The organism is Lactiplantibacillus sp. 7.2.4, assembly GCF_018991185.1.
GTDB lineage: Bacteria > Bacillota > Bacilli > Lactobacillales > Lactobacillaceae > Lactiplantibacillus > Lactiplantibacillus pentosus.
Genome location: NZ_JAGYGS010000039.1, coordinates 19,358 through 27,863, shown reverse-complemented (window position 1 = coordinate 27,863; position 8,506 = coordinate 19,358). Strand labels below are relative to the sequence as shown.

The window sequence follows — 8,506 nt, the reverse complement described above, 5'->3', positions numbered from 1 at the left end:
TCTTTTAAAGTCTCCAACAAAAATTTTCCACCAGCCAGGCCTTCATCCGCATCTTCAAATTGCTGTTGCAATCCACCTAAGTAACCTTCTACTTCTAACAACAACCAGTCATATTCGTTAAGCAGTGCAATCTTTTCCTCATCGTCTAGGTCGTCAAACGAAACAATTTTTTGACGTGCCTGTACCGCCTTGTAGGCAAAGTCAGCAGCGCTTGTGGCTGCAGATAACTTTTTTTCTACACGATTAAGTTTCATTTCAAATGATTGGCATTCAGATAGTAAGTCCACCATTTATTTCAGCCCCCTATTAAACATCCATGAATTCAAGCAAAACGCCATTGCCATATTATTTTGAATTAGCAGCCATTCTGGAGTTAATTCTTGTGGATCGATTGATGCAATCCGTGTAATGCCATGAAGAATGCAATCCTGTTGTTCTTTGTAAGGTAATGGATTATCCATAACTACCGTCCTCACTTTCTTAGCACTTGCAAACATTTCTGGTTAGCGATAATATATACGCATACCTTGAATTGTTTTCTTGCTCCCTACTCTTGTAATCCACTCCAGTAGGGAGTATTTTTGTCTTTTAGCTTGCAAACGAGACCGCTTTGGAATAAAGTAAGTGTTGGTACTAATCATCTCTTCCATTAGCCCATCGTTAGCCATTACTAGCGATGGCTTTTTTTGCGCTCGTTTCCACTCGTGGAGTGGTAAAATTGATACTTTTTGCATGATCATTCCTCCTACTTGAGCACTTGAATACCATTGGTAATGATTTCAAATTGCTGGCCATTCTCTTTTACTACAGCTACATCTTTTTTTGTGCGCAACGTGAACGGAATTTGCTTAATTTCAACTACTCTGCCAACACCGGCTTCTCGTATTAATTGGCCGCAACTATACTCAGCCTTGTAACTCACTCGATCACCTACATGAACTTTCATGATCATTCCTCCTAATACATTGGTGGCAATGTAAATGTCCATCCATCGTCGTTTTCTTCATCTGGCTCGCAAACGTTAATATCGTGTTCTTGCAATTCACCAATAAATTCTTCTGAATAGCCAAAGCATGGCCGCCGCTTAATGATCCCATCTGTATCGTACGTGATAGCGTTAATCAGCTCACGTTCATCTGCACGAATTGCGTTATACTTACGTGCTCTTAACGCGTGCTCAATGTCTTCTTCATACATATCGTTTCCTCCTAAATTCCAAACCAGTTTCTAACCTCTCGGCGTTTGCACCACACGGTTGTTAGCGCCCAGGTTAATGCCGCTACTTCTACCATGGCAATTCCTCCCAATAAATGGCCCCTCGCATAGACTATTTATAATTCATGATCTTCATAATATTTATCAGCGGATTTTTTTGAAATCCGTTGAACTCCGTCAACAACGGAAACCCTCAAACCGTCAACAATGAATTTGTCTAAAGTTTTGTCACTAACATTCATGTAAATTTGAGCTTCCTGTTTCTTCATCCAATACGGTAAAGCTTCACGGTCCATCATACTTTTAAATACAGATTTGATTATCCCTGTTAGCTCTTGCTTGATTGGCTCTAATACCTTGCTAGGCAGGCTTAAAGAGATGTCGTTAGATTCCATGTAACTCGCCTCCTATGTTTGCTTAGTTGTATACTTTGCTTATCCCAATAAATCGAGGTGATAAGATATGGATGGTTTGGATAAACTGGTGTCCGATTTTGATCGCATGAGCAACAATGCCAAAGAACTTGATGGCGATCATAAAGTTTCCTTTGAGAATTTATTTACCAATGATTTCTTGAACAAATATACAAGCTTCAAGACAACAGGTGATTTGCTAAGCGCTATCCCGGCAGATAACGTTAAATCCTTTGATGATTTTGATAAACCTGTAGTTGACGAAATCATTAACAAAAATTCACAGTTTTCAAGTTTTACTGAAATGCGAGATGAAGCTATTGAATTTTATGTTCTAAATGGCTTATCTAATGGAACTTCATTTGATATTCAGTAATTTTAGACATCGTATTTTGAAGTTGTTTGACCTGGTCTGATGCCTCGTCAAGCAGCTTTTTTAATTCATCTAAACTTTCAATTGTTACATTTAATTGTTCCATCTAACTCACCTCCTATGCTGGCTGTTCATTTAAGTAAAGGTCGCTCATACCAAGCATGTCCGCTGCTTGTGCTAAAGCGTCATAGTTCGTCGCTTGAACTTCGCTAACTGTGCTCGGCTCCCACTTACCACCGTTAACCCGAGATTTAAGGTTAGGGTTCAACATCGTATCGTTATACTCAAGCAAGAATTTCAGTGCTTCACGTACATTTTCAAATTCCATTGTTTTACCTCCTATGCTGGCTCCTTGTCGAATCGAAGTGACGTCTGTCGAATGATTGTCTTAGTTGCTGTAGACGGTTCCCAATCGTTGATGAAGTCCATTACCATCTGGTAGTCCTTCTTGCGTAGCATTGACCGAGCACTCACGTTAGCAATCTTCTTGACGCCACCGTTAATATCCTTAAATAACTCGCCACGTTGTTTCTTCGTAATGTGTCCATAACTGTGAGCTACTTCTGACACACGTTGGTTAACCCGGCGACTAAGCGCACTATATTCAGGGTTAGGAATAACTTGGTTCTCCTTGAGATCTTTCACATCGCCCTCCACGCTGTCTAGGCGCTGATTAGTTTCTTCATTGGCTTGGAGTGCCAATCTTGCAATCTCGCGCGGTGACGTTGGCAATTTAACTTGTTCTTCCATAGAGTTGAATGCCTCAATGTACTGAAGCTTGAATTTAAGTGCCTTATCTCCCGTGAATCCCATTGCTAGCAAAGTGAAACCGTCACGATTCATGTAGAAAGCCCGGCGATTACGGCCGTAGCTATCTGGAATATTTGTTTCACTGAACATCTGCGCAAAATTGCGCACATCTTTTTTAAGATTAGTGATAGCTTTCAAAACATCTCGATGGTTCTTTTCAAATACCTCTGCCACTTGCAAGCTACTAGTAACAGCTTGCTTATTCTTCATAATTACTAAATCATTCATGTGGATCATTCCTTTCTATGCTGGTTGCTCGATTCGTGCACGAAGCTCCGTAGTAATTTCTTTAGCACCTTCATCCGTATATAGCCATTGTGGATACGAGTTATTGTCTGTCGTACGCATTACCCAGTGACCATACTTGTTAGATTCACCAGCTGGTGCTTTAATGCCAAGCTGGTTAGCAATTCTACCGACCAGTTGGCTTGAGATGCCGAGGACTCCGGCAATGAAAGTTGCTGAATAGCCGTTAAAGTCTTGATTGTCAAAATGCATGTCACGCCCGGTAATTAGCTTAGCGGCTTCCTGTAGCATGTATTCCTTGCTATTTTCATCCGTGACTTCCATAGCAATCGCATATAACGCATTGGCTTGACGTGTCCGTTTGTTGTCTTCCATGATGGCTAAACGCTTAGCACGCCACCCGGATTGGCTCTTATCTACCGAATAGGCGCCCGTTTTGCGGATGGACGGGAGCACGTCATGAGTTACCCAATATTGAAATTTTTTAGCTTTCTTACTATTAGCCTTGATAGCCAATTCGTAAAATTGTGGCTCAGTGATGAAATCACCTTTTTTAATTTGCATCCCCACTTCTGGGGACGATAAATATTTATTGACTCGTTCCCAACGAACAACAACGTTGCCACTTTTGGCAACGAAAGAAATTCCAAATCCAATTGCTGCTTGCTCAGCGTCAAATTGAATGCTGCCATCATCTAACTGTCGAACTGGCAGGTTGACATATCCATCTGTAAAGCTTTGTAATTGTTGCATTTTAATCATTCCTTTCTAGTTCTGTTCTCTCTTGGGAACGGTTATTGTAAAAAAAATTCCTAGTTCATCGTTAGAAAATCCTAGTACACTTGCTATTTTTGCAAGTTCGTCAGCTCCCAAGCTAACTTTTCCAGTTTCTCGTTTGGAATATGTTGCTCTACTTTTCCAGCCCAACATCTTTGCCATGTATTCTTGTGAATATCCCTTAGCAACTCTTTCAGCCTTAACTCGTCTCAAATCTACTGACATTTTTGCCATCTCCTTTCGTTCTCGTTTGGGAACGATTAAAGAATATCGCAATTGTTCCCAATTGTCAACAAAATGTCTCAAAAAAAATCATAAAGATTATTTGCTATATTGATTGTTTCCGTTTGGGAACGGTGCTATAATGTGTACATTAACTAAGGAGGGATTATGTTGAGAACGAACAATGAAATAGTTGACACATTAGTAAAATTAAAAGATGAGCAAAATTTAACACTCAGTGAACTGGCTAGACGTGTAAACATGGCCAAATCAGCATTGTCCAGATATTTCAATAAAACTAGAGAGTTTCCGTTAAATAATGTGGACGTTTTCGCTAAAGCATTACACACTACTCCTGAGTACATTCTTGGATTTGAAAAAGATGAAGTTTCCCCATTAACTAGTAGTGATAAAAAATTAATAAGAATTAACAAAATGTTAACGCCTGATCGTCAGAAAAATGTTTACAACTACGCTGACAATCAACTGAAAGAACAAAATGGTAAAGTTGTTAACTTGCCACTCGTTGGTAAGTCAGCCGCTAACCCTACTGAATTGACTTATGGCGATGTAGAAATTGAACATGATGACTTCACCGACGTACCGCACGGGGCAGATACAGCCATCCGTATACAAGGCGATTCGATGGAGCCACTTATCCACGATGGTCAAATTATCTTCTACCATCAGCAAGAAGAAGTTGAGAATGGTGAAATTGCTATCGTTGAAATTGATGGAGACGGTGTTACTTGTAAGCAAATTTACTACGACTATGTTGCCGGTGAAGTCATTCTACGGTCAATTAATAAAAAATACGAACCACGTCATGTTAAAGATGACCAGGTACGTATTATAGGCAGAGTTATATTATAGGAGCTTGTATTCCTAATACCAGATACGGATGTCGGTAAAAGCTGGGGAATTTGGAGGAATAATTGTAATGGGACTACTAATAATGATCGTCATCTTTCTAGCACTATGGAAGATATTAGGAACACTAGGCCACATCTTTTTGCCAATATTAGCCGTACTATTTATCCTGGCAACATGGATTCCTTCACAAGCAATTGTTATGGTGATTTGGGTGCCAATCGCGATATTATATTTTATCGGCTTAGCCGGGTATAAACATGCTAAGTATAACTAGTATAAATATATTTTAATCGGGGTAAAAGCTATGGAATTGTATGTAGGAACGTACAGCACACACGTGTTCGACTTTACCATTGAAATTGGCATCATTTGCTTCATAGCGCTAGTCGTCATGTTAGTTTACTGGATTCATAAACGAAAGTAGCACCCTCGCCCACTACCAGCCTAGCGGGCAACATGCGAGCGTAGTTCAACGGTAGAATAGTACTCCTTTGAGTTGCTGACTAGATACTTTCAGATGCAGGTTCGACTCCTGCCGCTCGCATTTAAATTTTCATTGGACCTTTAGCTCAGTTGGTTAGAGCAGACGGCTCATAACCGTCCGGTCGTTGGTTCGAGTCCAACAAGGTCCATCTTTGCGAGCGTAGTTCAACGGTAGAACGGTTGCTTTATTTTCCCTCGATTAAATAACTCAAACTACTATTCAGATGCAGGTTCGACCCCTGCCGCTCGCATTAAAATAAAGAAAGAAGGCAATACTATGCATCAAGATATTTCAAGGTACGAACTAATAGAAGATATTATCAGTGACTTAACAGCCTTTGTAAAATCTGACGCCATTCTCTACCTATCAAAAGATAGCTATTCCGAAGCAGAATACGACCGTATGCTTAAAGGAATTAAAGACGATTTGGTGACACGCTTCAAGCAAAGAGAGGAATAGTAAAATTTTGCCAGTCAAGCCAATTGAATCATTTCAGTTGGCATCTTGCGAGCGTAGTTCAGCGGTAGAACATTATTCCAAGTCTTGAAGCCCATTCTTTCTTGGACTACTATGCAGGTCCAACTCCTGCCGCTCGCGTTGTAACAAAAAAGCACATCCCCACCGGTCAAAGTTTGAGATGTGCTTGCACCAGAATACATTAATCATGTACCACTTTTGTATACTCTATTTTACTGAAAGAAGGTGTTGCTTGCAATATTTTTTCCAATAATTTGGCCCCTCGCATAGTCAATATGGAGGAAAAAATAAAATGAAAATTACACATAAAATAATTGGTAGCAAACGGGTATATGACGTTCGTGGCTACCTTGGAAAGTATACTGATATTAACGGTAACACCAAAACTAAAACCTATCACCACGGGGGCTTTGGTAGTAGTAAGGCTGCTAAGTTAGCGTTTGATCGTGCCAAAGTTGAATTTGATCAGCGTAAAAACAACCCAGCTGCTATTATGGATAATCCTACTTTCGATGAAGTTTACGAGATTTGGCTAAAGACTTACAAGCTAGGCGTAAAAGAGAGTACTTTGAATCGCGTTGAGGGCATCTTTAAGCACCATATAACGCCTTCTTTCGGTGGCATTAGGATTAATACAATTACATGGCAAAAGTGCCAAGAAGAAGCTTTAAAGTGGCGTGAGAGCGTTAAGCAATTCAATAAGCTAGCCCAATATGCAGCACTAGTTTTCCGGACAGCTCAAAAAATGGGCGTTATTACTACCAACCCAATGAAATTAGTTGACGTCCCAAAAGTTCCCATTGACTATTCAAAGGATAAAGCAGCTGATAATTTTTGGACTGCTGAGCAATTGGCTACATTTCTATCAGTTGTTGATGCTACCGACGGACACAGAACACAACCACGGTATGACCGTAGTGCACTGTTTTATTTACTTGCTACCACAGGTATGCGGAAAGGTGAAGCACTTGCGTTAACATGGTCGGATATTGATTTTAAGAATGGGATGGTAACAATCAGTAAAACTATCTCTCGTTCAATTGATAACCATCAGATAATATCAACACCCAAAACTAGAAATGCCTACCGCACACTCTCACTGGATAGCTCAACAATCGACCGACTTAAAAAGTATCGCAAGTCGTTAGTAGTCATCCCGCGGGCTAAAGATCTTATCTTTACCAACAAGAAAGGCCAAATCATGTCAGTGATGACACCCAACCATTGGCTCGAGGCCTTGATAGGTGAAACGGACTTACCCACAATCACAGTCCACGGGTTACGTCACACGTTTGCATCAATTCAAGTTGCAAATAATATCAACGTCAAAGCACTACAAATGCAAATGGGTCATAGTGATATTAAAATTACGCTCAATATTTATGCTCATCTATCCCAACAGGAACTGTCTGCACAGGTCTACGATATGAGTAAAATACTGGCTCAATAATCAAAATCTGGTATCGTTTCTGGTATCGCTTTTGTCAAAATAGTATCGTTTTTGTTCCGTTTTATTCCGTATTATTCACTATCATGTATAAAAGAAAAGCCGGTATATCAACGGTTAATCGTATCAATACCGACTATTCTGCATAAAAAATGCGGCCAAGAAGATTCGAACTTCCACCGGGTTAACCCCGACAAGATCCTTAATCTTGCGCGTCTGCCAATTCCGCCATGGCCGCATCACAACTCACAAAAAATATAATAACAAAATTTTGTGAGTCTGACAAGCTTATTTTAAGATTTTTGTACTTTTACTCCGGTTGCGTCCATCGGCAATAAGAATAATTGCCCGTTCAACCGGTCATCCTGACTTAATTTGGTCTGTAAAGTGGCCAGCTGACCGTAGTCGCCTAATGTGATCACGGTCGGACCGGCACCACTTAGATACGTCCCCATCAACCCGAGTGCATGCGCCTGTTTGCGCACCAGTTGTAGTGCTGGCACGAGCTTAGCGCGATACTGCTCGTGGAATTGGTCTTGCTCTAACAGCGGCAAGGCTACCTCCCAATTTTGCGTCGCTAAGGCTGCGACTAGCGTATTTGCCACGCTGCTGCCCGCTACCGCCTGATGATAATCTAATTCGGCTGGTAACGCTTGGCGACTGGCACTAGTCAATAAGGGTTCGTTGGGCACGTAAACGCTGGCAAACAGGGTCGGCAATGGTAATTTCACAGCGCGCACTTGTTCGCCCACATAGGTTGCCACTACCAGGCCGCCTAAGAGCGCTGGCGCCACGTTGTCAGGATGGCCCTCTAACTGGGTCGCCACTGCCAATAACTCGGCTGAGGAGCGCGTCGCCCCCGTCAATTCATTCGCTAAAACGAGGCCTGCAACAATCGCGGTCGAGCTGCTCCCTAGTCCGCGCGCAAGCGGAATCTTGGACGCCATCTGTAAGTGCTGCGGGTGCAAGTCTGGGACCAAGTGCAACGCGGTTTTAATGATCAGATTACGTTCATCCGTCGGAACATCCGCCCCAAATGGGTGATCGATCTGCCAGTGATCACTCGGCTGCAAGACTTGTAACGTCAGCTGCATGTCCAGCGCCAAGCCGATTGAATCAAACCCGGGTCCGAGATTAGCGGAAGTTGCTGGAACAGAAATGGTTAACAT

17 protein-coding genes, 4 tRNA genes and 1 pseudogene are annotated in these 8,506 nt (G+C 41.6%); 9 read left to right on the top strand and 13 right to left on the bottom strand.

All coding sequences use genetic code 11. The features are described 5' to 3' along the window. The 6 genes from KGF70_RS11630 to KGF70_RS11605 all read right to left on the bottom strand — a co-directional run. On the bottom strand, positions 1-290 hold a 290-nt coding region (locus KGF70_RS11630), incomplete at its 3' end, for a hypothetical protein (protein ID WP_216786448.1). Then, positions 291-461: a hypothetical protein gene (locus KGF70_RS11625; protein WP_162985047.1), complete on the bottom strand. Its 171-nt coding sequence runs from the start codon at positions 459-461 to the stop codon at positions 291-293. Positions 462-503: 42 nt separating this feature from the next. After that, complete coding sequence (locus KGF70_RS11620; protein WP_050339253.1) at positions 504-734, bottom strand: hypothetical protein; 231 nt, start codon at positions 732-734, stop codon at positions 504-506. Between the two features lie 11 nt (positions 735-745). Continuing rightward, entirely contained in the window at positions 746-946 is a 201-nt protein-coding gene (locus KGF70_RS11615) for a hypothetical protein (RefSeq protein ID WP_050339254.1), read from the bottom strand. A gap of 11 nt (positions 947-957) precedes the next feature. Continuing rightward, positions 958-1,197 (bottom strand): tagatose-bisphosphate aldolase, encoded by a 240-nt coding sequence (locus tag KGF70_RS11610; RefSeq protein ID WP_065674473.1) that lies wholly within the window; start codon positions 1,195-1,197, stop codon positions 958-960. A 134-nt stretch (positions 1,198-1,331) separates the two neighbouring features. Then, entirely contained in the window at positions 1,332-1,610 is a 279-nt protein-coding gene (locus tag KGF70_RS11605) for a hypothetical protein (RefSeq protein WP_050339256.1), read from the bottom strand. Between the two features lie 67 nt (positions 1,611-1,677). On the opposite strand from KGF70_RS11605, the gene KGF70_RS11600 reads away from it, so the two are divergent. Continuing rightward, the gene (locus KGF70_RS11600) at positions 1,678-2,004 is read left to right on the top strand and encodes a hypothetical protein (RefSeq protein WP_016058354.1); all 327 of its coding nucleotides are present in this window, start codon (positions 1,678-1,680) and stop codon (positions 2,002-2,004) included. Here KGF70_RS11600 and KGF70_RS17635 read toward each other — a convergent pair. From KGF70_RS17635 to KGF70_RS11580, 5 genes are read right to left on the bottom strand one after another with little or no spacing between them, the layout of a single operon-like run. Continuing rightward, entirely contained in the window at positions 1,976-2,107 is a 132-nt protein-coding gene (locus KGF70_RS17635) for a hypothetical protein (RefSeq protein WP_015380502.1), read from the bottom strand. The two genes, KGF70_RS11600 and KGF70_RS17635, sit on opposite strands and share 29 nt — an antisense overlap. A 12-nt stretch (positions 2,108-2,119) precedes the next feature. After that, entirely contained in the window at positions 2,120-2,329 is a 210-nt protein-coding gene (locus KGF70_RS11595) for a hypothetical protein (RefSeq protein ID WP_050339257.1), read from the bottom strand. Between the two features lie 11 nt (positions 2,330-2,340). Further along, on the bottom strand, positions 2,341-3,039 hold the full coding sequence (locus KGF70_RS11590; protein WP_216768466.1) for a Rha family transcriptional regulator: 699 nt from the start codon (positions 3,037-3,039) through the stop codon (positions 2,341-2,343). A gap of 15 nt (positions 3,040-3,054) precedes the next feature. Continuing rightward, a complete protein-coding gene (locus KGF70_RS17310; RefSeq protein ID WP_253954811.1) occupies positions 3,055-3,810 on the bottom strand; it encodes a BRO family protein in 756 nt (251 codons plus the stop codon). Positions 3,811-3,825: 15 nt separating this feature from the next. After that, on the bottom strand, positions 3,826-4,059 hold the full coding sequence (locus KGF70_RS11580; protein WP_016058352.1) for a helix-turn-helix domain-containing protein: 234 nt from the start codon (positions 4,057-4,059) through the stop codon (positions 3,826-3,828). A 165-nt stretch (positions 4,060-4,224) separates the two neighbouring features. On the opposite strand from KGF70_RS11580, the gene KGF70_RS11575 reads away from it, so the two are divergent. The 8 genes and pseudogenes from KGF70_RS11575 (at position 4,225) to KGF70_RS11540 (ending at position 7,340) form a co-directional block, all read left to right on the top strand. Then, positions 4,225-4,929, top strand: a complete 705-nt coding sequence (locus tag KGF70_RS11575) for an XRE family transcriptional regulator (RefSeq protein WP_301554461.1) — start codon at positions 4,225-4,227, stop codon at positions 4,927-4,929. Between the two features lie 67 nt (positions 4,930-4,996). Next, positions 4,997-5,203: a hypothetical protein gene (locus KGF70_RS11570; RefSeq protein ID WP_050339260.1), complete on the top strand. Its 207-nt coding sequence runs from the start codon at positions 4,997-4,999 to the stop codon at positions 5,201-5,203. Positions 5,204-5,387: 184 nt separating this feature from the next. Further along, positions 5,388-5,473: pseudogene (locus tag KGF70_RS11565) on the top strand. 14 nt (positions 5,474-5,487) lie between these two features. After that, positions 5,488-5,561: transfer RNA gene (locus KGF70_RS11560), tRNA-Ile, on the top strand. 5 nt (positions 5,562-5,566) lie between these two features. Next, a tRNA-OTHER gene (locus KGF70_RS11555) sits at positions 5,567-5,663 on the top strand. Positions 5,664-5,689: 26 nt separating this feature from the next. Beyond that, the gene (locus tag KGF70_RS11550) at positions 5,690-5,872 is read left to right on the top strand and encodes a hypothetical protein (protein WP_050339261.1); all 183 of its coding nucleotides are present in this window, start codon (positions 5,690-5,692) and stop codon (positions 5,870-5,872) included. 47 nt (positions 5,873-5,919) lie between these two features. Further along, a tRNA-OTHER gene (locus KGF70_RS11545) sits at positions 5,920-6,010 on the top strand. A 172-nt stretch (positions 6,011-6,182) separates the two neighbouring features. Beyond that, the gene (locus KGF70_RS11540; protein ID WP_216768468.1) at positions 6,183-7,340 is read left to right on the top strand and encodes a site-specific integrase; all 1,158 of its coding nucleotides are present in this window, start codon (positions 6,183-6,185) and stop codon (positions 7,338-7,340) included. 150 nt (positions 7,341-7,490) lie between these two features. On the opposite strand, the gene KGF70_RS11535 is transcribed toward KGF70_RS11540, so the two are convergent. Next, positions 7,491-7,575 (bottom strand) — tRNA-Leu (locus KGF70_RS11535). Positions 7,576-7,630: 55 nt separating this feature from the next. Beyond that, a complete protein-coding gene (thrB, locus tag KGF70_RS11530) occupies positions 7,631-8,506 on the bottom strand; it encodes a homoserine kinase (RefSeq protein WP_216768469.1) in 876 nt (291 codons plus the stop codon).